This is a genomic window from Rossellomorea aquimaris (genome assembly GCF_008180865.1).
Lineage (GTDB): Bacteria > Bacillota > Bacilli > Bacillales > Bacillaceae_B > Rossellomorea > Rossellomorea yichunensis.
The window spans coordinates 164,953-190,533 of record NZ_VTEX01000006.1 but is presented as its reverse complement, the minus strand read 5'-3'; the positions used below and the strand labels follow the sequence as shown (position 1 = coordinate 190,533).

Genomic DNA, 25,581 nt, shown 5'->3' with positions numbered 1-25,581 from the left:
GGGACTTTTCATTTATACTTCCTTCACCATATCAGGTGTAACGCTCATTCCAGTCGGAACTTCATGGTGATGACGGCATCTTGGCTCATATGCTTCAGACGCACCTACAAGGATGACGGGATCATCGTAGCAAGCTGGTTCGCCGTTGATTAAACGTTGTGTTCGACTTGCGGGAGAGCCGCATACTGCACAAACGGCTTGAAGTTTTGTCACTTGTTCTGCAATGGACATTAAGTCCGGCATAGGACCGAATGGTTCTCCGCGGAAATCCTGATCAAGTCCTGCTATGATGACACGATATCCACTGTTCGCTAATTTTTGGACGACCTCTACAATGCCTTCGTCAAAAAATTGGACCTCATCAATAGCAACGACATCCACCTCTGGATTCAGATCATCGAGGATCACATTTGATCCCTCGACTGCTTTGGCAATGACAGAGGTACCATTATGAGATACAACCGACTCATCGCTATAGCGATTATCTAGTTTTGGCTTATACACAGCAATTTTTTGTTTAGCAAATTGAGTGCGTCTTACCCGGCGGATCAGTTCCTCGGATTTCCCTGAGAACATGCTGCCGCAAATGACTTCTACCCAACCCGTTTGTTTCATGACATACACGAAAGCGCCTCTCCTTCCTTATGCAATATTCTATAATAAAACAGTCTGACTGTTAGTAAAAACGGACTACTCTTTAGTATAAAGCATTCCTTTATGTACGGGAAAAATGCTCAGAATCCTGTAATTTGGCAGAAAAAAAGAGGCACAGCTCAATTGGAACTGCCTCTATTTCTTCAACCATTTGCTTTAAAGAGAATAAAAAACAGGCAAGCATGAAGATCCTTGCCTGTTTTTCTAATAGAAGAGAAGTGCCAATCTCATATATTTATGCCTTACGCACAAAGAAATTCGATATGACCTTTCAGCTCTTCATTATTGTTGTTGATTTTTAAGACCGTATTTTTTGTTGAAACGGTCAACACGTCCACCAGCGTCAGCGAATTTCTGACGTCCTGTGTAGAATGGATGGCATTCAGAACATACCTCAACGCGCATTTCTTCCGCTACAGAACCAGTTTCAAATTCGTTACCGCAAGCACAGCTAACTTTGATCGTGTTGTACTTAGGATGAATTCCTGATTTCATTTCTTTCATCTCCTTCCGCCCTGAATCATCTGAGACAGAGTAATTTATTACGAAGATATATGTGATATGAGCATAAGCATGAGAGTTATAGCCAGCCCCTTACCACATCCATTTTTTAAAACACATTGACACTATTATAACAAGGACAAGTGATATTTGCAACCTGAAAAATTGGAAGTTACAGACATCATTCTCCTAAAGAAAATCATTCGATTACTAGATTAACGCTTCTTCGACTCTTCTGTCAACACATTGAAAAACTCTTCATTCGTCTTCGATTGCTTCAGCTTGCGCATAAGCTTCTCAGCGAAATCAGGCTGATCGGACATCGCTTTACGAATCGCCCACAGCTTTTCAAGATGATCCGGTTTGATGAGAAGTTCCTCGCGACGAGTTCCGGAACGACGGATGTCGATGGCCGGGAAGATACGTCTTTCAGCAAGAGAGCGATCAAGATGAAGTTCTAAGTTCCCTGTTCCTTTGAACTCTTCATAAATCACATCATCCATACGGGATCCTGTATCCACTAACGCAGTTGCGAGAACCGTTAAGCTTCCGCCTTCTTCAATGTTACGTGCAGCACCAAAGAATCGTTTCGGGCGGTGGAACGCAGCAGGATCGATACCTCCGGAAAGAGTTCGTCCACTTGGCGGGATGACGAGGTTATAAGCACGTGCCAAACGAGTGATACTATCCATCAGGATAATGACATCACGCTTGTGCTCCACTAAACGCATGGCGCGCTCAAGAACGAGTTCTGCCACTTTAATGTGGTTTTCCGGCACTTCATCGAATGTTGAACTTACGACTTCTGCTTCGACTGAACGTTCGATATCCGTTACTTCCTCTGGACGCTCATCGATCAGAAGAATGATTAATTCTGCTTCAGGATGATTCGTCGTGATCGAGTTTGCAATTTCTTTGATCAGCATCGTCTTACCAGCTTTAGGTGGCGCAACGACTAGACCACGTTGACCAAAACCGACAGGCGCTATAAGATCCATGATACGCGTGGAGATTTTGTTTGGCGTTGTTTCAAGTTTCATTTGACGGTCAGGATATAAAGGCGTGAGACCTGGGAAATGGACACGTTCTTTCGCAGATTCAGGCTCTTCTCCATTGACCATTTCAACATGAAGCAGTCCGAAATAACGCTCGTTTTCCTTCGGAGGGCGCACCTTACCCGATACCTTATCCCCGTTACGAAGATCGAAACGGCGGATCTGTGACGCAGAGATATAAATATCCTCAGAGCTTGGAGAATAGTTGATCGGTCGTAAGAAACCGAAGCCCTCTGATTGGATGATTTCAAGAACCCCTTCCATAAAGAAGAAGCCTTCTTGTTCTGCTCGAACTTTAAGGATAGCGAATATCAATTCTTTTTTTGTTAATTTACTATAATAAGAAACTTTGTATTGTTTGGCCAGCTCATAAAGCTCTTTAAGCTTCATATTTTCTAAGCTAGAAATTGTTAACTCTTCCATCATGACACCACGCTTTATTAATTTGTCCTACCTTAAAATAAAACTTTGTTGTTATTTTTCACGAGAGAGTAGAGGTTGATTTCCGCTACAGGATGCTCGCTTTCCGCGGGGCGTGAGTTGAGCCTCCTCGGGCTTTGCCCTGCGGGGTCTCAACTTTCCCGCTATTCCCGCAGGAGTCGAGCACCTTCCGCTCCAATCAACTTACTTTTAATCTCTTTCACAAATAAATATCTATCTTTTAGAAAAGAGCCAAATATGGGTAGATTTTTCTAAAAATGAAGAAATATGTTGAAGCATAAACAAATAGAAAAAATGCTGAAGATAAAAACCTTATCTATTGTAACCATACTTTTAATCAAGAATCAATGACTGGGTAAAAAAAGGAAGGTAAATTTGTAGATAGGCAGCATTTTTTCACCTATGAAGAAAAAAAGTGAGTGATAAGAGTGGTCATGGGCAGAAATGGTAAGACACTCTGCCCATCCCTCATCTCTTATTAAGAAGAGTTGGTTTCTCTCTCAATGTTTCTTATATATATTATCTCATGACCAGGTTTGGCTTTTTCTGAAGACTGTGGCGGCCGTCTATGAAGCGGACAGTCCCAGACTTCGCACGCATAACGACCGAATGGGTCAATCCGTATGTCCCTTTAAGCTGAACACCTCTTAACAGTTCGCCGTCCGTCACACCTGTTGCTGCAAAGATCGCATCATCACCGCATACGAGGTCTTCCATTCGAAGAATCTTGTCCACATCCAGCCCCATGCTGATACAGCGCTGCAGTTCGGCATCGTTCTGTGGTAAAAGCTTACCTTGAATTTCTCCACCTAAGCATTTCAGCGCAACGGCAGCAAGTACTCCTTCTGGAGCGCCACCCGAACCGAATAGAATATCTACACCCGTATGATCGAATGCTGTGTTCATAGCTCCTGCTACGTCACCATCATTGATCAGTTTAATACGGGCTCCCGCTTCTCTCAGCTGCTGGATGATATGCTCATGACGAGGACGATTTAAGACGGTAGCAACTACGTCTTCAATGTCCTTGTTCTTTGCTTTTGCAACGGCTTTCAGATTATCGATAACAGAAGCGTTGATATCAATTTCCCCAACCGCTTCCGGTCCTACTGCGATTTTATCCATATACATATCCGGTGCGTTCAGTAGGTTTCCGTGGTCTGCCACCGCGAGTACCGCAAGTGCATTCCAGCCTCCGGAAGCAACGATATTCGTTCCTTCCAACGGATCGACGGCCACATCAACACGTGGACCATAGCCTGTCCCTAGTTTCTCACCGATATAAAGCATTGGAGCTTCATCCATTTCACCTTCCCCGATGACAACTGTTCCCTTCATCGGTACTGTGTCGAATACATCGCGCATGGCAGAGGTTGCAGCATCATCTGCTTCATCCTTCTTACCGCGACCCATCCAGCGGGCTGATGCAAGGGCAGCCCCTTCTGTTACTCGAACAAGCTCCATTGATAAACTTCTTTCCATGTATATAGCCTCCCGTATTCCCTTTTGTTTTACAATATCCTTTAATTGTATAACATATTAACAGATTTATTGTAACACATTAAAGGGGATGGAGAGACTTTTTTTAGAAAAAAGTAGGACACAATGGTTCATTCAGGCGAAAAAGAACTGGTCATATTGGAAAAATTTAAGGGAATTAACCACCTTTACAATAGTACAGCTTTACGAAACTACGACTTCATCTGCTCCAGTTCTTCCGCTGACATCTTTTCACGCCAGATTGTTGCTCCAAGGCCTTCGAGTTTGGCAACGAGGTCGCTGTATCCGCGGTCGATATGTTCGAGACCGGTTACTTCAGTGATTCCTTCTGCCATTAAGCCGGCGATGACAAGAGCTGCTCCTGCGCGGAGGTCACTTGCTTTCACTTTGGCACCTTGTAATTGTACAGGTCCATTGACGATGGCCGAGCGACCTTCCACCTTGATCGTCGCATTCATTCTTCTCAGTTCATCAATATGCTTGAAGCGGGCTGAATAGATGGTGTCTGTTACGACAGCGGAACCTTCTGCCCGGTTCAATAACGTGGTGAACGGCTGCTGCAGATCTGTTGGGAAACCAGGATACACCAGTGTTTTCACATCAACGGATTTGAGCTTGTCCGCTCTTCCGATGTAGATCTGGTCGTCGTTTGTTTCAACGGGTACGCCCATTTCACGCAGCTTGGCGATGACCGATTCCATATGTAACGGGATAACGTTGTCAACAAGTACGCCTTTACCGACAGCTGCTGCAAGGATCATGAACGTTCCTGCTTCAATGCGGTCAGGAATGATTGTGTGGCGGCAGCCGTGAAGCTCGTCTACACCATCAATACGGATCACATCGGTCCCTGCTCCTTTGATCTTCGCACCCATATTACTTAGTAATGTAGCTACGTCAATGATCTCAGGTTCTTTTGCCGCATTTTCAATGATCGTTCTGCCTTTTGCGCGTACTGCCGCAAGCATGATGTTGATCGTTGCTCCTACACTGACTACGTCCAGGTAAATACGGGCACCCCTTAATTCTTCGGCACGAAGATATATCGCACCCTGTTCATTCGTCACTTCTGCTCCGAGAGCCTCGAAGCCTTTAATATGCTGGTCAATCGGACGTGGACCAAGATGACATCCACCTGGTAATCCGATGACCGCTTTTTTGAATCGTCCAAGCATCGCTCCCATTAAATAATAAGAAGCACGAAGCTTTTTTACCTTCCCGCTCGGTAAAGGCATGGACACCATTTGACTTGGATCTACACTCATATCCCCATCTTCCAAATTGACGGAACCACCGATCTCTTCTAATAGATCTTTCAGCGTCCGTACATCAGAGATGTCTGGTAACCCTTCAATTGTGACTGGTGAATCAGCAAGAATGGTTGCCGGGATCAAGGCTACCGCACTATTTTTGGCCCCACTGACTTTAATGGTACCTTCAAGGGGATAACCTCCTGCAATTTTTAGCTTTTCCATATTAAACTCCCTTCCACTGTTCATTGATGAGGAAGACCCAATGGCTGTCAGACTCCGCACACCAAAAACAAAAAGGATTATTTTTCCAAAAGAAGACGTTCTAAGAGGTATTGTCTACTAGTGTATACATAATTCGTCAAAACATGTATAGGATAAACGAATTTTTTTTGGCTTAGACAAATTGACTTAAATTAGCGGTTGTTCCAATCATTCAGGAATGCATCGATTCCTTTATCCGTAAGGGGATGCTGGAACAATTGCTTCAACACTTTCAAAGGCACTGTCGCAATATGAGCCCCTCTTAAAGCGGCTTCTGTAATATGCTGTGGATGGCGGGTCGATGCCGCAATGATCTCTGTTTCCAGGCCGTGAATCGCAAAGATTTCAGCGATTTTGGATACAAGCTCAAGGCCATCATGACCGATATCATCTAATCTTCCTAAAAAAGGCGAAACATACGTCGCTCCAGCACGAGCCGCTAAAAGCGCCTGGTTCGCACTGAAAATCAGCGTCACATTTGTCTTAATTCCTTCTTTAGCAAAAGTAGATGTCGCTTTCAAGCCATCCGGCGTCATAGGAAGCTTAACCGTAATGTTAGGCGCGATCTTTGCAAGCTCCCTGCCCTCTTTGATCATTCCTTCAGCGTCTGTCGCGATGACTTCAGCGCTTACAGATCCAGGCACTAAATCTGTGATTTCCTTTAAACGATCTTCAAATGTCACGTTTTTTTCTTTCGCTACAAGCGACGGATTCGTTGTCACTCCTGAAAGAATCCCCCATTCAAATGCTTCTTGAATTTCACTCATGTTTGCTGTGTCTATGAAAAATTTCATTAACTATACCCCATTTTCGACAAAATTTTCAATCATCTTTTAATGAACGGAAGGGACTGACCCAAAAAGGTATCAACCCTTTCCTGGTGCCAGTCCCATCCTACAGCTTCATTCTATTTCTACCACATTCGGAAAGCCTGTAATCTATCATCAAGAACTTTCCAAACATTACCTATTATTTAGCTTGGTTAGAAGAACCAAATTCGCGCATTTTGCCAGCAACTGTCGCTTTGATCGCTTCACGGGCAGGACCCATGTATTTACGTGGATCATATACTTCTGTGTCAGCTGCAAGTACTTCACGTACCGCTTTGGCAGAAGCAATTTGGTTTTCAGTGTTTACGTTGATTTTCGCCGTTCCGTAAGAAATCGCTTTTTGGATGTCTTTTGTCGGAATTCCAGTACCACCGTGAAGTACTAGAGGTACTCCAGTCGCTGCACCGATTTCTTCCATTTCTTTGAATCCAAGATTCGGTTCACCTTTGTAAGGACCGTGAACAGAACCAAGTGCAGGCGCAAGTGTATCGATACCAGTACGCTCTACTAATTCTTGACACTCTTTAGGATCTGCATAGATAACGCCATCTGCTACTACGTCATCCTCTTGTCCACCAACAGTTCCAAGCTCAGCTTCAACAGAAACACCTTTAGAGTGAGCATATTCAACCACCTTAGAAGTGATTTCAATGTTTTCCTCGAAAGGACCGTGAGAAGCGTCGATCATGACAGAAGTGAAACCTGCATCGATTGCTTCTTTACATTTGTCATAGCTTGAACCGTGGTCTAAGTGAATCGCAACAGGTACTGTGATGTTCAAGTCTTCCATAAGACCTTCGACCATTTTCACAACTGTTTTGAAACCGCTCATGTAACGTGCTGCCCCTTCAGAAACACCAAGGATGACAGGTGATTTTTCTTCTTCAGCAGCTTGTAGGATCGCTTGAGTGAACTCAAGGTTATTCAGGTTGAATTGACCTACCGCATAGCTATTTTCTTTTGCTTGAATTAGCATGTCTTTCATTGAAACTAAAGGCATAGTAATTTCCTCCTTTTATTCAGTCAGTGAACCATTCTAGTAGAAATGGCGGTGATATTCATAGCACCATGTGACATTGTTTACAATTTCACTTGTATCATACCAAAACAGAATTGATTTTACCAACTGCAGAGGCGAATTGATAAAAATACTACTATTTTCACTATTCAAATAATACTATCAAGCTGGAATATATTGTTTCACAGCCTGCCTGATGTCATCGATATCAAACGGTTTCGCAAAGTGAGTAAGCGCCCCCAGATCCTTTGCTTCCTGAATCATGTCCAGTTCCCCGTATGCCGTCATAATAATGACGCGGATATCAGCATCCTTCTGCTTCATTCTCTTCAAAATTTCGATCCCATCCATACCCGGGATCTTCATATCCAGCAAAACCAAATCAGGGGAATGCTGATCTACAATTTCAAGCGCCTGGATACCGTTCGCTGCCTGAAATGTTTGGTAGCCTTCCTTTTGTAATACTTCATTTAATAGAATCCTAATACCAAATTGATCGTCTACAATAAGAATTTTCTCGTTCATTCATCCCAATCCCCTTCGTATTAAAGTAAATTATGTATTACTGAGCTAAATAACCGACTAATAATTGTATATTTATTACTAATTCTCTTTTTACTGTAAAAAATCCTGCTTTTAATCAAGATTTTACTTAAGACCTTTTTCCCCTTTATAATAAGCGTTACGATGACAAATGTCGAAGCTAAATATATAAGGAGAGTTTATTCCATGATAAAAATGTTCACGACACAGTTAACGGGACTGTTCAAACGCATTTATGATAAGCAGGAATTCGAAATCGAAGACGGTGCCCGCCTGCTGGCCCAAGCCGCCATCGGACAAGGAAATATCTATATTAAGGGCTACGGGGAAATGGAAGCTGTCACAGCCGAGGCCTTGTTTGGTGCTGAACCTCTACCTTCCGCTAAAAGATACGAAGATTCCACCGAGCTGACGGAAGCTGACCGAGTATTAGTCGTCAGCCGCTTTTCAACTGATGAGGATGCCGTGGAGTTAGGAAAAAAACTGGCTGATGAAGGTGTGCCGTTCGTGGCAGTTTCTGGATTGGTAGAGGGTGGAGAGAACCTGCTGGACTTAGCCGGTGTTCACCTGGATACAAAAGTGGTCAAGGGCATGCTTCCAGGCGATGAAATAGGTGAGCGAGTGAGCTTTCCTTCCAGCATGGCGGCGCTTTATCTTTATTTCGCCCTGGGGTTTGTGATCCGTGAGATGTTGGAGGAGTATGAGGAGTAATCCCCCCTTAAAAGAAGGAGAGGCATCCAAATAGGATGCCTCTCTTACTATCTTCAACCCCCACGCACTTTCTTGGCATGCACATACGTCACTGCCAGTGCCAATACCAGTACGCTTCCTTTAATAATTTCAAATGCATAGTATGGTAGATTCATCATCGTCAATCCATTCAGCAGGACCCCGATCAAGGCTGCTCCAAAGAAGGTTCCGAGGATATTCGGTTTTCCTGCACCCAAGACGGAAAAGCCGACAAACACAGCGGCGACCGCTTCCATCAGGAGCGGGGCACCGGCATCCATCTGTCCTGATCCGACCCGGGCCGTGAACAGGATTCCCCCAATCGATGCGAATACTCCTGAGAGAACGTAGGCAATCAATTTCACCCGCGTCACTCTGACACCTGATAAGCGTGACGCTTCCGCGTTACCTCCTGTCATGTATAAAATCCGTCCCCATCTAGTGAAATGCATGATCACATAGACGATTCCGACCAACACGAGCATGATCCATACCGGTACCGGCAACCCTAGCCACTTTCCCTGGCCGATCCAGAGAAACGCTTCGGAAAATTCCCCCGGGGCCGTCCCGCCAGTTGTCATCGGCATATTATTGTAGATCGAGTATCCTTCTGTATACGTCCGATGAACACCTGAAATGATATACATCGCCCCTAATGTAGCAAGCAAATCCGGAATTCCAAACTTCACGATCAATAGAGAATTGAATAACCCGACTCCCGCTCCCACCAACAATGGAACAAAGAGCACGATCCACAACGGCGCTTCATACCAGACCATCAAAGAAGCCGTCACAACGGTAGACAGGGAAACCGTCGATCCCACTGATAAGTCAAAGCCATCAACGACAAGGGTAAAGGTGACCCCTATGGCGACCAATGTGACGATGGAAATCGAGCGGAGAATGTCTGATAGATTTCCATATGTGAAGAAAAACGGGTTATATAAGCTGAAAAACAGAAGAATTGCAGCCATCAACACGATGGCTCCGTATTTAAATAGTAAGTCGAGTATCTTGCCTTTCATGCGCTTGGATCCCTCCTGAAGCATAAAACAATATGAGTTCTTGAGTTGCTTCTTCTTTTGTCAGTTCTTTGACGATCCGGCCATCATACATGACGAGAATCCGGTCCGAGATCACCAGGATTTCTTGTATTTCACAGGAAAAATAGAGAATGCCTTTCTCTTTTTCTGCAAGGGATTGAATCAGGGAGAAAATCTCCTTCTTCGCTCCCACGTCCACACCCTTCGTCGGTTCATCAAATAAAAACACCGAAGCTTCATCGGATAGCCATTTCCCTATTGAAACCTTCTGCTGGTTTCCTCCACTTAAAAAGTTAGCCTGGATTCCTTCATGAGCAGTTTTAATTCCCAGGGATCGGATTTTTTCACGAGCCAGCTCACGTTCTCTGCGACCGTTGATCCATAACCAGTTGGAGACTTTTCTTAAAGATGGAAAGCTTAGGTTGTGCTGAACAGATTCATGAATGAACAATCCTTCTTTTCGTCTTTCTTCCGGGATGAGCGCCAAGCCATTTTGAACCGCGTCCCGGGGAGAATGGATTGTGAGCTTCTTTCCTTTCAGAAAATGGTCACCGGATTCTACCTGAGAGGCTCCAAATAAGGCTTTGGCAAGCTCGGTTTTTCCAGCTCCCACAAGTCCGACCACTCCGACTACTTCTCCTGCCTTCACGGATACATGGATGTCCTTCACCTTTTTCCCGTCTGCCAGCCCTCTCACTTCGTAAAGCGTTTCACCGATTGGCAGCCTTCTTTTCTGAAACTCCTCTCTATATGTTCCTCCAAGCATGGCTTCAATGATCTTTTGGGAGGTGGTATGGTAGGTTTCATACGTTTCAACGGTCTCACCGTCTCGCATGACAGTAATACGATCGGAAATCTGAAATACTTCCGGGAGCCTGTGAGAGATGAAAATGACCCCCACTCTCTCTTTCTTTAAATCTTCTATGACACGGAATAATTTTTCCGTCTCAGAAGAACTTAGTGGTGCTGTTGGTTCATCTAAAATCAATATCTTCGCTTTTTGAAGCAGGCTTCTGGCAATGAGCACCAGCTGCTTTTCAGCGAGACTTAAGTGTGACGCAGGCTGCCCGAGGGGGATCGCTTCTGCCCCAACTCGTCTGAGTGCCTCCAATGCTTCTTTCTTTAATGACTTCTTTGTAATAAAGAAGGAGCCTTTTTGTGAAAACTGATCAAGGACGATATTTTCTGCTACAGAAAGTTCCGGGACAATGGCCGTGTCCACTTCCTGGTATACGCAATGAATCCCATGCTCCTTCGCTTCTTTCGGAGATTGATAGTCTCTTTTCCCGGAGTGAAGGATGATATCTCCGCTGTCTTGCACATAGGCTCCTGATAAAATCTTCATCAGCGTGCTTTTACCTGCACCATTCGCCCCCAACAGAGCATGAACCTCTCCCTCTTTCACATCGAAGCTTGCATTCTTTAGGGCTTTCACTCCTGAGAAGGTTTTATTGATATCGATCATTTCTAACAGTGGAGACGTCATCTCTTCTAACTCCTTTCTACTCTGTGAATGATCCTTCAAGCTTTTTCAAATCATCTGTATAGCCTTGCTCACTTGCTCCCCAGCCATCTAAGTGCTCGTGTAATTGATCTGTGGTGATCGTTTCTTCAGGCAATGCTTCTTTTTCAATAAAGACCGGTTCGAGCTTTACTTTCTCAGGTGTTTCTTCGCCGTTTAGCTTTTGATATAAGAAACGGACCTGCACTCGGCCGATATCTTTCGGGTCGACCGCTGCCGATGCCACCCACGGGCTTCCATCTTTTTGAATGATTTGCAGATCTTCATCACTCATGTCGATTCCATATACTTTGATTTCATCTCGTCCTGCCGCTTCGATTGCCCGAACGGCCCCTTTTGCAAATTCATCCCATGCAGCCCAGACAGCATCGATGTCACCTTTGTTCGGATACTGTTTCAGAATCGCCTCCATTTGAGCCTGTGTATCGAGTGCCGTATTCTGAGTAGCCGCTCCAAAGGCTGCCACCTCTTTAATATCGGGATTTTTTTCTGAAAATTCCTGATAGGCCACTTGGCGTCTTTCCATCGGGGCAAAGCCTGCAACCCAAATCTTCACAATCTCACCCTTGCCGCCAAGCTCATCTGAAAGCTTCGTCAAGGTCTGTTCAGCCATTTGCTGATCACCCTGTTCGAGGACCGTCACCCCTTTTGATGCAACATCCGCATCGAATACGACAACCGGGATGTTTTGTTCCTTCGCCTTTTCCACCCCTGATTGCAGTGCTTCTTTCGTTCCATGATCGATGAGGATACCATCAAACTTCTGGTTGATGGCCGCATCCAGGTTGGAAGACATTTTTGCCAAATCTCCTTCAGACGTAAATACTTGAACCTTTCCTCCGAACTTCTCTACCTGTTCTTTGACACCTTCTATGTATTGAGCGGAAAATGTCCCTAAATTGATTTGCATAATTAGTGCGATCTTTTTATTGGCTAGCGGATGATCAGACGTTGCTTCCTTTTTGTTACCACTGTCTGCGTCCGCCTCCTGGGATACCTTTGGCTGGCAAGCCACTAAACTGAAAATAAGTGCGAGTAATACGAGTATTGATGCCGTTTTTTTCATCGTTCTTTTCTCCTCCCGAGGTGATATACCTTAATTTTTCAATTAAAAAAACCCCTTTTCCCAAGAGAAAAGAGGTTTATGTATAAATAAACGTACTCTTATCACTCAGGAAATTCTTCCTGCAGGTTTTAGCACCTTTCCGTGTGTACGGTAGGTTGCCGGGCGTCATCGGGCCAGTCCCTCTGCCAACTCTTTATAAGAGAATATGAAATTTGATATAGTTCGCATGCGCTATAAACGATATATTAACGATATGTGGGAATATTGTCAATATTCTTTTTAGGGAATTTTCTAGACAAGAGTTAAGAGGAAAGTCGCGAAATTTGTCGTTTATTATAGAACAATCTATATCGTGAAAATTAGGTTGATAAATTGAAAATACGGTTGATAAATCCGATTAACGGTCGATAATTTTGGATTTCGGTTGATACATTTCAATAACGGTCGATAAATTCCGATTCCCCTAAAAAAAATCGGCCACCCCCACCCTATCAAACAAAAAAACCGCCCTCCCAAACCAGAGAGAGCAGTTCCATAATCAAATCTTATTTTTCACCATATGCAAGTGACGCTTCCACGAAGTCTCTGAATAGAGGCTGTGGACGTGTCGGGCGTGATGTAAATTCAGGATGGAATTGAGACGCGACGAACCATGGGTGGTCGCTTAGCTCGATGATTTCCACTAGACGGCCATCAGGACTTGTGCCTGAGAAGATAAAGCCGGCTTTTTCCATTTGCTCACGGTAGTGATTGTTGAATTCGAAGCGGTGGCGGTGACGCTCGTATACCACTTCTCCATCATAGGCTGTATAGGCTTTTGAACCTTTTGTCAGCTTACATGGGTATAGTCCGAGGCGCAGTGTTCCACCAAGATCTTCGATGTCCTTTTGTTCTGGTAAAAGGTCGATGACAGGGTATGGCGTTTCAGGATTTAACTCAGCTGAGTGAGCTCCTTCCAACCCAAGAACGTTACGTGCATATTCTACAGATGCCAGCTGCATTCCTAGGCAAATTCCAAGGAAAGGTACCTTGTTTTCACGGGCATATTGAGTGGCAGCGATTTTCCCCTCTACCCCACGGTCACCGAAACCGCCTGGTACAAGGATTCCATCTACATCTGCCAGTTTTTCTGCTACGTTTGCGCTGTCGATCAGCTCAGAGTTCAACCATCTTACCTCGATGTCGCTATCGAAATGATAACCGGCATGACGAAGGGCTTCCACTACTGAGATATACGCATCCTGCAGCTCGACATATTTCCCAACCAGGGCGATTCTTGTTTTACGAGACAGGTTTTTCACGCGATCAACGAGTTCATTCCACTCGGTCATATCTGCTTCGTGGCAGTTCAACTTCAAGTGCTGACATGTGATTTCATCAAGCTTTTGATCCTGTAGCGCAAGTGGAACAGAGTATAGTGTGTCTGCATCCATTGCTTCGATTACAGCATTTTTATCGATATCACAGAATAACGCGATTTTGTCTTTCATGTCTTGAGTCATTGGCATTTCTGTACGCACGACGATGACATTTGGCTGGATACCTAGACTGCGAAGCTCTTTTACGCTATGCTGAGTCGGTTTTGTTTTCATTTCACCGGCTGCTTTGATGTAAGGTACAAGAGTACAGTGGATGTACATCACATTGTCACGGCCTACATCGCTCTTGATCTGACGAATCGCTTCAAGGAAAGGAAGAGATTCGATATCCCCGACCGTTCCACCGATTTCCGTGATCACGACATCTGAATTCGTCTCGCGTCCAGCGCGGTATACGCGTTCTTTGATTTCGTTTGTAATGTGTGGGATAACTTGTACAGTACCACCAAGATAATCACCGCGACGCTCTTTTTTCAGTACAGTTGAATAGATTTTACCTGTTGTGACAGAGCTGTATTTCGTCAGGTTAATGTCAACGAAACGCTCATAGTGACCTAAGTCAAGATCCGTTTCTGCACCATCATCTGTTACGAATACTTCACCGTGCTGATAGGGACTCATCGTTCCCGGATCCACGTTAATGTATGGATCGAACTTCTGGATCGTGACACTCACGCCACGGTTTTTCAATAGCCTTCCAAGGGACGCTGCTGTGATCCCTTTCCCTAGTGACGACACTACGCCGCCTGTTACGAAAATATACTTAGTCATGTATATGTCCCCCTTCAAAGTAAGTTTGGTTCAAAAAAAGTAGAGGGTGTCTATTGTAGGTATGTCATGAATTTATCTTGTTCAAAGAAGGACAAGTCCATTCTCTTAATATAAATTCATCTGCATACTCAAGCTTTAAGACAGCCTCTTATTATCAATATACATAAAAATGTAAGGGGTCTTTAAGAATCGATCCGCCACACATAAAGGAATAGAAAATACCCTGTTACGTCAAAGCTTTCTTCTTATAAAATAAAAAAAGCCCCGCTTACAAAACATGTAAGGGGAGCATTGTATACGTAATTCGTCCTTTTTTAAGGAGCCCAAATAAAATACTACCTTCCTCAAAGAAAGAAGTCAAGCATAGAATGATGAGGGAATTTTCAATCAATGGCATCACTCGATGCACAAGGCTCGAGACCATAAAAAAACCCATCAAAAAGGAAAAAACGCCTTTTTGATAGGTTTGTCTGATGCTTATAAGAGGTGAGGATTATTTATCGTCCTTTTCCTCATCAAGATCTTCTTCTTCTTCTTCGTCTTCATCGACTTCATCGAATTCATCGATTTCAAGTTCTTCCTCGTCTTCATCGATGTCCAGATCTTCATCTGCATCGTCGTCAACGGCGTCTACATCGTCGTCATCTGTCAGATCATCGTCATCGTCCGTGTCATCAAGATCATCATAATCAAGATCTTCATCGTCCAGATCATCGTAATCTTCAAGATCTAAATCGTCATCGTCTTTCTTCTTCGCTTTTTTCTTTTTGCTGGACTTCATCGTTGGAACCGTTTCTTCCTCGATTTGATCCACCGGATACCATTCTCTTAATCCCCAACTGTTATCGCCCATTGCAATAAAACGTCCCTCGACATTAAGGTCCGTGTAGAATTGAAGTAAGCGGCTGCGAACCTCTTTTTCAGAGATTTCAAGCAAACCTTTAATTTCCTTGACTAAGTCTTCGAAGGGCATCGCTTTCTTTTTCTCTGTTAAAATCTCATGTGCCAACTCAATGAATGATGTTTGACGTAATTCTTCTTTGGATAACTGCTTAAGACTCAATTAACGCACTTCCTTTCTCTATTTCACACTCTACTAAGTAGAGTAAAAAAGGGCAAAAATTCTCCATTATCAATTCTAACCATATTCATCATTATAAACAATAGAAAAGACTTTATGCTATACCTATCTGGTTTTTCTTGCATTTTTTTCACAACTGGAATCAGGAAGGTCTGCCGCTTTCCCATTTCTCTTCTTTTTCACCGTTTCGAATTACACGGAACGCTTCATAGAAAAGATAGAAAGAGAGTAGAAGAAAAGGAATCGCTCCTAATTGCAGCTGATATAGAAGTACTGCAGCAAATAGGATGATGGCTAATAGTATATAACGAAAAATGGTCTTCACAGTCTCACATCCAAACGTATGTATCGTTCTTATCCTCTCACTAATCTGACAATTCTCATTATATAGGAAATGATACCCGACTACTATTAAGATCGTGTTAAAAATTGGTTGATTTTGTTTAAAGGATAGACTGTTTATGGACTTTTTAAACTTATTTTCGATTATTTAACATAGCTCTGTATTGATTAGGTTCTTTTCTTAGACTTTGTTGCTACTTCCCCATGAGCGAGTAGTGGTTGATTTCCGCTCCAGGATGCTCGCTTTCCGCGGGGTGGGCGGTGAGCCTCCTCGGCTTCGCCTGTGGGGTCTCACCTGTCCCACTATTCCCGCAGGAGTCGAGCACCTTCCGCTCCAATCAACTTAGCTAATATTACTTTCAAATTCACAAGGCAGACCTAATTAATATAGAAAACAGTCTTAGAAAAAATACAACCCACCCATCGCTATGAATATATCCATTGACCACCATATAGAAGTCCCCACTGAGTGAAAAAGAGACCACTGCACCCCCACAGTAGTCTCATCTTCTTCATGATTTCTTTACATATTGCGACGGTACTGTCCGCCAACTTCATATAAGGCCCGTGTGATTTGGCCGAGACTGGCCACTTTTACTGTTTCCATGAGTTCTTCAAAGATGTTTCCTCCGTTCACTGCTGCTTGTTTTAAGCGGGTCAGTGCTTCTTCGGATTGATCTTTATGTTGTGATTGGAAGTCTCGCAGATTATGAATTTGTGTTTCTTTTTCTTCCTTCGTTGCACGTGCAAGTTCCATGCTGTCCATTTGTTCCTCTGAAGGTGGAGTTGGATTCAGGTACGTGTTCACTCCTACGATCGGAAGTTCCCCGGAATGCTTTTTCATTTCGTAGTACATGGATTCTTCTTGGATTTTGCCTCGTTGATACTGAGTTTCCATCGATCCAAGTACGCCGCCTCGATCATTCAGGCGATCAAATTCTGTCAGAACCATTTCCTCCACCAGATCGGTCAGTTCTTCTGCGATGAACGATCCTTGAAGCGGATTTTCATTTTTCGATAATCCGTGTTCTTTCGTGATGATCATCTGAATCGCCATGGCACGGCGGACCGATTCCTCTGTAGGTGTCGTGATGGCTTCATCATAGGCATTGGTGTGCAGGGAGTTACAGTTATCCTGCAGGGCCATCAAGGCTTGAAGCGTCGTACGGATATCATTGAAGTCAATCTCCTGGGCATGAAGAGAGCGCCCGGATGTTTGAATATGGTACTTCAGTTTTTGACTTCTTTCATTTGCGCCATATTTATCACGCATCACCGTTGACCAAATGCGGCGGGCCACACGTCCGATCACCGTATACTCGGGATCGAGTCCGTTCGAGAAGAAGAACGATAAATTTGGTGCAAACGCATTGATGTCCATTCCGCGACTTAAATAGTATTCAACGTAAGTGAACCCGTTCGCCAATGTGAAGGCAAGCTGTGAAATCGGGTTCGCTCCCGCTTCAGCGATATGATAGCCTGAAATCGATACAGAGTAATAGTTCCGTACTTTATGATCGATGAAGTATTGTTGGATGTCACCCATCATGCGAAGGGCAAATTCAGTCGAGAAGATACACGTATTTTGTCCTTGATCTTCTTTTAGAATATCAGCTTGCACGGTTCCACGAACGACCTGAAGCGTTTGTTCCTTTACTTCAACATATTCTTCCACCGTCAGCACACGGCCAAGCTCTTCTTCTTTCATGCGGATCTGCTGATCGATAGCCGTATTCATATACATAGCCAGGATGATCGGTGCCGGACCATTGATCGTCATGGATACAGACGTGGAAGGGGCACACAGATCAAAGCCGGCGTATAGCTTCTTCATGTCTTCAAGTGTACAGATGCTTACTCCGCTCTCTCCGACCTTACCGTAAATGTCCGGACGGTGATCCGGATCTTCACCATATAACGTTACAGAATCAAACGCTGTACTCAGGCGTTTCGCATCATCATCCTTCGATAGATAATGGAAACGGCGATTCGTCCGTTCAGGTGTGCCTTCCCCTGCAAACTGACGCTTCGGATCTTCCCCTTTTCGTTTAAAAGGAAACACTCCTGCTGTGTATGGGAATGAGCCTGGAACATTCTCTTTGTATACCCAATCCAGAATCTGTCCGTAGTCTTTGTATTTTGGAAGGGCCACTTTCGGAATATCGAGTCCCGATAAGCTCTTTGTCTTTAATTCAGTGACGATTTCTTTATCACGGATTTTTGTGATGAATTGATCTTTGCTGTAGGTTTCTTTTAACCCATCCCATTTTTGTAAAATCTGTTTCGACTCAGCTGTTAATTTGTTTTCGACTTCATCTTTCAACGTCTGAAGAGATGTAATGACCCCATCATTTGTTTCTTTTTCGTTAACCGCTTCGATTGCCCCTTCCAATTGGAACAACCTGCGTGCGAGGTTCACCTGTTCTTCGGCTTTTTTATGATAGTTCCGGACCGTTTCCGCAATCTCACGGAGATAGTAACGGCGATTGTTTGGAATGATGACGTTTTGCTTTTCCACATCTACATCTTTGGAGAAGCCCGTTTTCCAATCCAGTTCCATTTTCTTATTCACGGTTTCAACGATCGCTGCAAACAACGCGTTCGTACCCGGATCGTTGAACTGGCTGGCGATCGTTCCGTATACCGGCATGTCATCTAAATCTTTATCAAAAAGCAAGTGGCTGCGCTGATACTGCTTCTGGACCTGGCGTCTTGCATCCTCCGAGCCTTTACGCTCAAATTTATTGATGACGATAAGGTCGGCAAAATCGATCATATCGATTTTCTCGAGCTGTGACGGAGCACCAAACTCACTTGTCATCACATACATGGACATATCACAGATTTCAGCGATTTCCGCATCCCCCTGACCGATCCCGCTCGTTTCAACGACGATCAGATCATAACCTGCCGCTTTGACCACATTGATGGCATCCTTGATGGCCAGTGAAAGCTCTGTTTTCGACCCACGGGTAGCGAGGCTTCGCATATAGACGCGAGGATTGAAGATGGCATTCATACGAATGCGGTCCCCAAGAAGGGCTCCGCCTGTTTTCTGTTTCGTGGGATCGATGGATAGTATCGCGATCTTCTTTTCAGGAAGCTCGTTGATGAAACGACGGATCAGCTCATCCGTCAGGGAGCTCTTCCCTGCTCCACCTGTTCCTGTGATCCCCAGAACAGGAACTTTTTTCGCTAAGTTCTTTATTTCAGAAAAAACGGTTTGGGCCGTCGCCGCCACTTCTTCATTCGCTCCGACTTGATACTCTGCAAGTGAAATCAGCTTCGAAACCGTGTTCACATTTCCAGTCGAAAGCTTTTCAACCTCTTGATTCACACTTCCCTTGATTGTCGGAAAATCACACTCTTCAATCATGTTGTTGATCATTCCTTGAAGACCATGCTTGCGACCGTCTTCAGGTGAGAAGATGCGGGCAATCCCGTATTCGTGAAGCTCTTTGATTTCACGTGGGATGATCACGCCCCCACCACCGCCATAAATGCGGATATGAGACGCTCCTCTTTCTTTCAAAAGGTCGTACATATACTTGAAGTATTCAACGTGTCCGCCCTGGTAGGACGAAATCGCGATTCCCTGTACATCCTCTTGAATCGCGGCATTGACGACTTCCTCCACGGAGCGGTTATGACCTAAGTGGATAACCTCTGCCCCGCTTGCCTGGATAATCCGACGCATTATGTTGATCGACGCATCATGTCCGTCAAACAGACTCGAAGCCGTGACAAAACGAACATGGTGCTTTGGTTTATAAATTTCAACCGTGCTCATATTACTCCCCCTGTTCTCCCTTGTTTTTCAAACCCTATGACGCCTGCAAAAGTGAGTTCGATTTGAAGATTGATGTATTCATCGAGTGTAAATCTCTTCTGAAGTGCCCAACGACGGAATCCCCACATCTGTCCCTGGACGAATACATTTTGAGCCAGCATATGGATCTGATCTTCATCAAGCTCAAGCTTTCCACTCTCGACACAGCCAATGATGAGATTTTCCACCATCCCCACCATTTCAAGTTCTTTACGCAGTACATATGGAAGGGCGTCCTTCGATAAGGATTTCGCCTCCTGATACATGACGAGGACTTCATCCTGCATACGATCCATCACTTTAAAATAATGAGCGATGCCAAGCCTTAAGCTCTCCAGTGTCCCTTTTCCGACATCCAGCTCCTCAAGCTCCAGCCGGACCTGCTCATAAATGCTGTCACATACTAAGTACAAGACATCTTCCTTTGTTCGAATATATTCATATAACGTTCCGATACTGAATCCGGCGGCCTTTGCGATCTCTCTAGTCGTGGTGCGATGAAACCCCTTTTGTTTAAATAGAGAGACGGCCCCACGAATCATCTGATCACGCCGCTTTTCTACTAAACGCTCATCCTTAACCGAAGCATGAACTTCCCTCTTCTTATTCAAAACAACCGACCGCCTTTACTATCCATTTCTCCCATTGACCCCATTCCAGACCAATCTGCCTCATCCCCCAACAAAGCAGAAGTTCTTCTATCTCTCTAACCATATATCTATACATACCGGGTCTGGCACCTTAAAGTCGCATGCAATGATACGAACCCCTTTACGCCACGAAGCGTAGTAGAACCTATCAGGTGCCTGACACGCTTCAGGACGACCAAGAGATCCTCTACAAAAATCCCATTACACCCAAAATCCCTACTTCGTCACCATCCGCGAAATAACCAATCTCTGAATCTCCTGCGTCCCCTCATAAATCTGCGTAATCTTCGCATCACGCATATAGCGCTCCACAGGATAATCCTTCGTATAACCATATCCACCAAAGATCTGAACCGCTTCCGTTGTCACTTTCATTGCTGTATCCCCTGCCATCAGCTTCGACATCGCCGATTCTTTTCCGTATGGAAGGCCTTCTGACTCAAGCCACGCAGCTTGATAGGTTAGTAGACGGGAAGCTTCGATGGACGTCGCCATGTCGGCAATTTTGAATGAAATTCCCTGATTCGCAGCAATCGGCTTCCCGAATTGCTCACGCTCTTTTGCATAATCGACAGACGCATCAAGGGCTCCTTGGGCAATCCCGACCGCCTGAGCTGCAATTCCGTTACGTCCCCCATCAAGGGTCATCATGGCAATCTTGAATCCATCCCCTTCGTTTCCTAGCATGTTTTCTTTTGGTACCTTACAGTCTTCAAATACGATTTCAGTGGTTGGTGATGAACGAATCCCGAGCTTCTTCTCCTTCTTTCCTACAGAGAACCCTTTGAAATCTGCCTCAACGATGAACGCACTCGTTCCACGCTGGCGCTGGGAAGGATCTGTCAAAGCAAATACGATATACGTATCGGCGATTCCACCGTTTGTGATGAAAATCTTAGAGCCATTCAATACGTAATGGTCTCCTTCTAAACGGGCCGTCGTTTTCATACCGCCGGCATCGGATCCTGAACCTGGCTCAGTCAATCCGTAAGCCCCGATTTTTTCACCTTGTGCCATTGGACGAAGGTACTTCTGCTTTTGCTCTTCTGTACCGAATTTATATACCGGCCATCCCGCTAACGATGTATGGGCTGAAAGGGTTACCCCCGTAGACGCACACACTCTTGAAAGCTCTTCAACGGCGATGCAGTATGCGAGGTAGTCACTCCCGATTCCACCGTACTCCTCCGGCCAAGGAATTCCCGTCAATCCAAGCTCAGCCATTTTCTTAAACAAGTCCATATCAAAGCGCTCTTCCTCATCACGTTCGGCAGCAGTCGGGGCCACCTCATTCCGCGCAAAATCACGCACCATCTTACGTATCATTTCATGCTCTTCCGATAATTTAAAATTCATTTCAATTCCTCCATATCTATGATCTACTACATACCGGGTCTGGCACCCTTACGATGCAAGCAAAGCAACAAACCCCTTTACGCCACGAAACATCACTATCAAGTTCAGGTGCCTGACACGCTTCAGAATACGTGCACAAATACACTCTTCCAAGATCTCAAACCCATCCATCACTCTAAACCAATAAATTCTTCCCAATCACCATTCTCTGAATCTCACTCGTACCCTCATAAATCTCCGTCACCTTCGCATCACGGAATAGACGTTCAACCGGATATTCCTTCGTATAGCCATATCCTCCGTAAACCTGAATGGCTTCTGTTGAGACTTCCACTGCTGTTTTAGAAGCAAATAGCTTTGCCATGCTTGCTTCTTTTCCACAGGAAATGTTATTTGAACGAAGATTTGCCGCACGATACACAAGAAGCTTCGATCCTTCAACGGCCGTCGCCATATCTGCAAGCTTAAATCCGATCCCCTGTTGGGCTGCGATCGGCTTACCGAATTGTACGCGCTCTTTGGCATAAGCGGTGGAATAGTCGAAAGCCGCTTCTGCGATTCCCAACGCCTGCGCTGCGATTCCGATTCTACCGACATCCAGATTCGCCATGGCGATTTTGAAACCTTCCCCTTCTTGACCCAGAAGGTTTTCAGCCGGTACTTTCATATCTTCAAACGTCAACTGCACCGTTCTCGAACCGTGGAGACCCATTTTATGTTCGTCTTTTCCAATCACAAGACCCGGTGTATCTTTCTCTACGATGAAGGCTGATACTCCCCGGCTCCCTTTTGACAGATCCGTTGCGGCAAAGACAATATACGTATCCGCTTCTCCACCATTTGTAATAAATACTTTTGATCCATTTAATACATAGTGATCGTCACGTTTTTCGGCTTTCGTTTTCAAGCTTTTCGCATCCGATCCTGCACTTGGTTCCGTCAGGCAGAAAGCGCCTAAATATTCCCCGGTCGCAAGCTTGGGAAGGTACTTTTGTTTCTGGTCTTCGTTACCGAAATAAAGAATCGGATTTGTTCCTACTGAAGTATGCACAGACAGGATCACCCCGATGGTTGCGCTTACTTTGGACAGCTCATGTATGGCAATGATGTAGGATGTGAAATCCATTTCAGAGCCGCCATATTTCTCAGGGATCGTGATGCCCATCAACCCAAGTTCCGCCATTTTATTCAATATCTCTCTCGGGAATTGCCCTTCTTCCATCTTCTCGATAAACGGCTGGATTTCCGTTTCGGCAAAATCCCGTACCATCTTTCTCATCATCTGTTGCTCTTCCGTGAATCGTAACTCCATGAATGGTTCCTCCCTGATGTTCGTCGTTGTTACTCGTATGAATAGAAACCGCGGCCTGTTTTTCTGCCTAACCAGCCGGCTTTCACATATTTTCTAAGTAGCGGGCATGGGCGGTATTTGTCATCACCGAAGCCTTCGTGCAGTGTTTCCATGATGTATAGGCACGTATCAAGTCCGATGAAATCTGCCAGAGTAAGAGGACCCATTGGATGATTCATACCCAGCTTCATCACTTCGTCAATCGCCTCTTTACTCGCGACCCCTTCATATAACGTGTAGATCGCTTCGTTGATCATCGGCATAAGGATACGATTTGAGACAAACCCTGGAAAGTCCTCTACTTCAACGGGTACTTTGTTAAGGGATTCCGTCATGTCTTCGATCACTTGATACACTTCATCCGTTGTCGCTAGGCCACGGATGATTTCAACCAACTTCATGACCGGTACCGGGTTCATAAAGTGCATTCCGATTACTTGCTGGGGACGCTTCGTCGCTGCAGCGATTTCTGTAATCGGTAGTGAAGAAGTGTTAGAAGCAAGGATCGTGTGCTCCGGAGTTATTTCATCCAGATGAGCAAAGATTTTTGTTTTGATTTCCATGTTTTCAACCGCTGCCTCGATGACAAGGTCTACTTGCTTCGCGTCATGAATATCCGTTGAAGCCGTCAAACGGTTCACTGTAGCTGCTTTTTCTTCTTCTGACATTCTTCCTTTTTCAACGGAGCGTGTCAGATTCTTTGTAATTACGCCGATTCCCTTTTGTACAAATTCTTCTTTCAGATCGTTCAGGTAGACGTCGAATCCCGCCTGGGCACATACTTGAGCGATGCCTGACCCCATTTGTCCCGCCCCGATGATCATTACTTTTTTGATGTTCATTATTTTCTCCCCTTTGTTAAAGCTAGTTATCTAGTTGGTTTAGTTTGTAATTGAAGTTGTAGCTGATCATAGTTATGCGTACCAGGTACAAGTTAGCCGTTTTGCACCTGGTAAAATCAACCAACTTGGTACCTGGTACAACACTCTCCTAACAGCCTACTGCTTCGCCACCTCAATCATAATCGCATCCCCTTGACCGCCTCCGCTGCAGATTGATGCAATTCCTACACCGCCTCCACGACGTTTCAGTTCGTATGCCAGCGTCAGGATGATACGGGCTCCGCTTGCTCCGATCGGATGTCCAAGGGCGACTGCTCCACCGTTCACATTGACTTTTTCCGGATCTAACCCGGCGATTTTCCCGCTTGTCAGGGCAACCGCTGCGAATGCTTCGTTAATTTCAAACAGGTCGATTTCTTCAAGTGATTTGCCTGTTTTCTTCAGAAGCTCATTGATGACGAGTCCCGGTGTTTGCGGGAAGTCCTTTGCTTCTACGGCAATCGCCGTGTGTCCAAGGATGGTAGCTAATGGCTGCTTCCCTTCTTTTATGGCTCGTTCTTCACTCATGAGTACCATGGCTGCCGCCCCGTCGTTGACCCCCGGTGCGTTCCCTGCTGTGATTGTTCCTTCTGATCCGAAGACTGGGCCTAATTTGCCCAGAGCTTCGATGGACGTTTCTTTGCGTGGGGCTTCATCTTTACTGACTACTACTGGTTCCCCTCTACGCTGTGGTACTTCCACCGCGACGATTTCTTCCCCAAGAATGCCTGCATCTGTCGCTTTCAAAGCGCGTTCATGGCTTCTAAGTGCCCAACCGTCCTGCTCTTCTCTTGATAATTCAAACTCTTTCGCTGTTTCATTTCCGTACGTTCCCATGTGGACATTGTTGAAGCTGCACGTCAATCCGTCATGAACCATTAAGTCCTTCACTTGGGAATCCCCCATTTTGAAACCCCAGCGAGCTTTCGGAAGGATATACGGTGCATTGGACATGGATTCCATCCCGCCCGCAACGATGACTTCGCCGTCACCTGCACGGATGATTTGGTCACCCATTGTCACGCTTCGCATTCCTGAAGCACATACCTTGTTGATGGTTTCCGTTTTAACGTTCCACGGTAATCCGGCATGACGTGATGCTTGTCGGGAAGGGATCTGTCCCTGCCCCCCTTGTAAAACAGATCCGAGGATCACTTCCTCTACTTCTTCACCATTTATACCTGATCGTTTCAGGGCTTCCTTCACGGCAAAACCGCCCAGCTCTGAAGCTGTAAAACTGCTTAAGCTTCCACCAAATTTACCGAATGGCGTTCTTGCTCCATCTAAAATAACCGTTTTTCCCATCTCAATCGCTCTCCTTTATATCTGAATGATTCGATTCGACAAAAACAAATTGTATACGCTTTCAACTATTCCTAAAAAAATAGGACTTACTTTAATTCGACTGAACGCTCGCTCAACCAGTCCCCATAAGAGAAGGGACAGTTTTTGTCCCTTTATATACCTTTATTGTACTTCATATTCGTTTAGAACGTAATGATTTTTTAGAAAGTTTTTATTTTTC

Annotated in this window: 21 protein-coding genes and 1 riboswitch; of the genes, 1 reads left to right on the top strand and 20 read right to left on the bottom strand. The window is 44.9% G+C overall.

What is annotated here, in order from left to right:
* Positions 1-12 precede the first annotated feature (12 nt).
* From FZC88_RS21150 to FZC88_RS21115, 8 genes are all read right to left on the bottom strand, one after another.
* Positions 13-624, bottom strand: a complete 612-nt coding sequence (locus tag FZC88_RS21150; RefSeq protein ID WP_148996330.1) for a thymidine kinase — start codon at positions 622-624, stop codon at positions 13-15.
* Between the two features lie 312 nt (positions 625-936).
* Entirely contained in the window at positions 937-1,149 is a 213-nt protein-coding gene (rpmE, locus tag FZC88_RS21145) for a 50S ribosomal protein L31 (protein ID WP_034765123.1), read from the bottom strand.
* 221 nt (positions 1,150-1,370) lie between these two features.
* On the bottom strand, positions 1,371-2,633 hold the full coding sequence (gene rho / locus FZC88_RS21140) for a transcription termination factor Rho (RefSeq protein WP_044340561.1): 1,263 nt from the start codon (positions 2,631-2,633) through the stop codon (positions 1,371-1,373).
* A 537-nt stretch (positions 2,634-3,170) separates the two neighbouring features.
* Positions 3,171-4,133 (bottom strand): class II fructose-bisphosphatase, encoded by a 963-nt coding sequence (glpX, locus tag FZC88_RS21135; RefSeq protein WP_034765120.1) that lies wholly within the window; start codon positions 4,131-4,133, stop codon positions 3,171-3,173.
* Between the two features lie 209 nt (positions 4,134-4,342).
* On the bottom strand, positions 4,343-5,626 hold the full coding sequence (locus tag FZC88_RS21130) for a UDP-N-acetylglucosamine 1-carboxyvinyltransferase (protein WP_148971203.1): 1,284 nt from the start codon (positions 5,624-5,626) through the stop codon (positions 4,343-4,345).
* A 191-nt stretch (positions 5,627-5,817) separates the two neighbouring features.
* Positions 5,818-6,459 carry a fructose-6-phosphate aldolase gene (gene fsa / locus FZC88_RS21125; protein ID WP_148996329.1) on the bottom strand — a complete coding sequence of 214 codons (642 nt, stop codon included), beginning with the start codon at positions 6,457-6,459 and terminating at the stop codon, positions 5,818-5,820.
* A gap of 175 nt (positions 6,460-6,634) precedes the next feature.
* Positions 6,635-7,495 carry a class IIb fructose-bisphosphate aldolase FdaB gene (fdaB, locus tag FZC88_RS21120; protein ID WP_148996328.1) on the bottom strand — a complete coding sequence of 287 codons (861 nt, stop codon included), beginning with the start codon at positions 7,493-7,495 and terminating at the stop codon, positions 6,635-6,637.
* A 180-nt stretch (positions 7,496-7,675) separates the two neighbouring features.
* Complete coding sequence (locus FZC88_RS21115) at positions 7,676-8,038, bottom strand: response regulator (protein ID WP_148971206.1); 363 nt, start codon at positions 8,036-8,038, stop codon at positions 7,676-7,678.
* Positions 8,039-8,242: 204 nt separating this feature from the next.
* Between FZC88_RS21115 and FZC88_RS21110 the strand changes: the two genes are divergently transcribed.
* Positions 8,243-8,767: a DUF2529 domain-containing protein gene (locus tag FZC88_RS21110; RefSeq protein ID WP_148996327.1), complete on the top strand. Its 525-nt coding sequence runs from the start codon at positions 8,243-8,245 to the stop codon at positions 8,765-8,767.
* 53 nt (positions 8,768-8,820) lie between these two features.
* Here FZC88_RS21110 and FZC88_RS21105 read toward each other — a convergent pair whose 3' ends face one another.
* The 12 genes from FZC88_RS21105 to FZC88_RS21050 form a co-directional block, all read right to left on the bottom strand.
* Positions 8,821-9,810, bottom strand: coding sequence for an ABC transporter permease (locus FZC88_RS21105; protein ID WP_148996326.1), 990 nt, complete (start codon positions 9,808-9,810; stop codon positions 8,821-8,823).
* Positions 9,779-11,314: a sugar ABC transporter ATP-binding protein gene (locus FZC88_RS21100; protein WP_148996325.1), complete on the bottom strand. Its 1,536-nt coding sequence runs from the start codon at positions 11,312-11,314 to the stop codon at positions 9,779-9,781. Before FZC88_RS21100 ends, FZC88_RS21105 begins: the two co-directional genes overlap by 32 nt.
* A 16-nt stretch (positions 11,315-11,330) precedes the next feature.
* Positions 11,331-12,416, bottom strand: a complete 1,086-nt coding sequence (locus FZC88_RS21095) for a sugar ABC transporter substrate-binding protein (RefSeq protein WP_148996324.1) — start codon at positions 12,414-12,416, stop codon at positions 11,331-11,333.
* A 95-nt stretch (positions 12,417-12,511) separates the two neighbouring features.
* Positions 12,512-12,618, bottom strand: a riboswitch (SAM riboswitch).
* A gap of 343 nt (positions 12,619-12,961) precedes the next feature.
* Complete coding sequence (locus FZC88_RS21090; RefSeq protein ID WP_148996323.1) at positions 12,962-14,566, bottom strand: CTP synthase; 1,605 nt, start codon at positions 14,564-14,566, stop codon at positions 12,962-12,964.
* Between the two features lie 493 nt (positions 14,567-15,059).
* Positions 15,060-15,629, bottom strand: coding sequence for a DNA-directed RNA polymerase subunit delta (gene rpoE, locus FZC88_RS21085; RefSeq protein WP_148996322.1), 570 nt, complete (start codon positions 15,627-15,629; stop codon positions 15,060-15,062).
* A gap of 160 nt (positions 15,630-15,789) precedes the next feature.
* Positions 15,790-15,972 (bottom strand): hypothetical protein, encoded by a 183-nt coding sequence (locus FZC88_RS21080; protein ID WP_148971213.1) that lies wholly within the window; start codon positions 15,970-15,972, stop codon positions 15,790-15,792.
* A gap of 540 nt (positions 15,973-16,512) precedes the next feature.
* Positions 16,513-19,779 (bottom strand): fused isobutyryl-CoA mutase/GTPase IcmF, encoded by a 3,267-nt coding sequence (gene icmF, locus FZC88_RS21075; RefSeq protein ID WP_148970676.1) that lies wholly within the window; start codon positions 19,777-19,779, stop codon positions 16,513-16,515.
* Positions 19,776-20,429 (bottom strand): TetR/AcrR family transcriptional regulator, encoded by a 654-nt coding sequence (locus FZC88_RS21070; protein ID WP_262372010.1) that lies wholly within the window; start codon positions 20,427-20,429, stop codon positions 19,776-19,778. The genes icmF and FZC88_RS21070 overlap by 4 nt, the downstream gene beginning before the upstream one ends.
* A 255-nt stretch (positions 20,430-20,684) precedes the next feature.
* Complete coding sequence (locus tag FZC88_RS21065) at positions 20,685-21,824, bottom strand: acyl-CoA dehydrogenase (RefSeq protein WP_060674334.1); 1,140 nt, start codon at positions 21,822-21,824, stop codon at positions 20,685-20,687.
* A gap of 175 nt (positions 21,825-21,999) precedes the next feature.
* On the bottom strand, positions 22,000-23,136 hold the full coding sequence (locus FZC88_RS21060) for an acyl-CoA dehydrogenase (RefSeq protein WP_148996321.1): 1,137 nt from the start codon (positions 23,134-23,136) through the stop codon (positions 22,000-22,002).
* 29 nt (positions 23,137-23,165) lie between these two features.
* Complete coding sequence (locus tag FZC88_RS21055) at positions 23,166-24,017, bottom strand: 3-hydroxybutyryl-CoA dehydrogenase (RefSeq protein WP_148996320.1); 852 nt, start codon at positions 24,015-24,017, stop codon at positions 23,166-23,168.
* A gap of 156 nt (positions 24,018-24,173) precedes the next feature.
* Positions 24,174-25,361: an acetyl-CoA C-acetyltransferase gene (locus tag FZC88_RS21050; protein WP_148996319.1), complete on the bottom strand. Its 1,188-nt coding sequence runs from the start codon at positions 25,359-25,361 to the stop codon at positions 24,174-24,176.
* Positions 25,362-25,581 lie beyond the last annotated feature (220 nt).

Bases quoted from the DNA above. Each gene is read 5' to 3' on its own strand.
- FZC88_RS21060 (WP_148996321.1), bottom strand. From the start codon at position 23,136: ATGGAGTTACGATTCACGGAAGAGCAACAGATGATGAGAAAGATGGTA.
- icmF (WP_148970676.1), bottom strand. From the start codon at position 19,779: ATGAGCACGGTTGAAATTTATAAACCAAAGCACCATGTTCGTTTTGTC.
- FZC88_RS21050 (WP_148996319.1), bottom strand. From the start codon at position 25,361: ATGGGAAAAACGGTTATTTTAGATGGAGCAAGAACGCCATTCGGTAAA.
- rpmE (WP_034765123.1), bottom strand. From the start codon at position 1,149: ATGAAATCAGGAATTCATCCTAAGTACAACACGATCAAAGTTAGCTGT.
- rho (WP_044340561.1), bottom strand. From the start codon at position 2,633: ATGGAAGAGTTAACAATTTCTAGCTTAGAAAATATGAAGCTTAAAGAG.
- fdaB (WP_148996328.1), bottom strand. From the start codon at position 7,495: ATGCCTTTAGTTTCAATGAAAGACATGCTAATTCAAGCAAAAGAAAAT.
- FZC88_RS21065 (WP_060674334.1), bottom strand. From the start codon at position 21,824: ATGAATTTTAAATTATCGGAAGAGCATGAAATGATACGTAAGATGGTG.
- FZC88_RS21105 (WP_148996326.1), bottom strand. From the start codon at position 9,810: ATGAAAGGCAAGATACTCGACTTACTATTTAAATACGGAGCCATCGTG.
- FZC88_RS21090 (WP_148996323.1), bottom strand. From the start codon at position 14,566: ATGACTAAGTATATTTTCGTAACAGGCGGCGTAGTGTCGTCACTAGGG.
- FZC88_RS21095 (WP_148996324.1), bottom strand. From the start codon at position 12,416: ATGAAAAAAACGGCATCAATACTCGTATTACTCGCACTTATTTTCAGT.
- FZC88_RS21130 (WP_148971203.1), bottom strand. From the start codon at position 5,626: ATGGAAAAGCTAAAAATTGCAGGAGGTTATCCCCTTGAAGGTACCATT.
- FZC88_RS21100 (WP_148996325.1), bottom strand. From the start codon at position 11,314: ATGACGTCTCCACTGTTAGAAATGATCGATATCAATAAAACCTTCTCA.
- FZC88_RS21055 (WP_148996320.1), bottom strand. From the start codon at position 24,017: ATGAACATCAAAAAAGTAATGATCATCGGGGCGGGACAAATGGGGTCA.
- FZC88_RS21110 (WP_148996327.1), top strand. From the start codon at position 8,243: ATGATAAAAATGTTCACGACACAGTTAACGGGACTGTTCAAACGCATT.
- FZC88_RS21115 (WP_148971206.1), bottom strand. From the start codon at position 8,038: ATGAACGAGAAAATTCTTATTGTAGACGATCAATTTGGTATTAGGATT.
- fsa (WP_148996329.1), bottom strand. From the start codon at position 6,459: ATGAAATTTTTCATAGACACAGCAAACATGAGTGAAATTCAAGAAGCA.
- glpX (WP_034765120.1), bottom strand. From the start codon at position 4,133: ATGGAAAGAAGTTTATCAATGGAGCTTGTTCGAGTAACAGAAGGGGCT.